The sequence below is a fragment of the Pantoea sp. ICBG 828 genome (genome assembly GCF_002928355.1).
GTDB classification, from domain to species: domain Bacteria; phylum Pseudomonadota; class Gammaproteobacteria; order Enterobacterales; family Enterobacteriaceae; genus Pantoea; species Pantoea dispersa.
In genome coordinates, this window is sequence record NZ_POWN01000030.1 from 1 (window position 1) to 365 (window position 365).

Annotated in this window: 1 tRNA gene; it reads left to right on the forward strand. The window is 51.0% G+C overall.

Features of this window, described 5'->3' with window-relative positions:
- Window positions 1-16: 16 nt before the first annotated feature.
- Window positions 17-92, forward strand: a tRNA-Ala gene (locus C1Y43_RS23495).
- Window positions 93-365 lie beyond the last annotated feature (273 nt).

The following is a 365-nucleotide window of genomic DNA, read 5'->3' on the forward strand; positions in this document are numbered from 1 at the left end:
TCTGCAGTGACTGTATGGGGCTATAGCTCAGCTGGGAGAGCGCCTGCCTTGCACGCAGGAGGTCAGCGGTTCGATCCCGCTTAGCTCCACCATTACAGTACTGAAACTTACTTCAGAGTATACCGGCGACGGTGTGCTGCGAAGTATTTGCTCTTTAACAATCCGGAACAAGCTGAAAATTTGAAACGACGCGTCGTATTCATTCTCCGTAATAAGAATGAAGCAACGATGTGTTCGAGTCTCTCAAATGCTTGCAGTCCGCAGCGTTGCAAAACGCCTGTGGGTTGTGAGGTTAAGCGACTAAGCGTACACGGTGGATGCCCTGGCAGTCAGAGGCGATGAAGGACGTGCTAATCTGCGAAAAG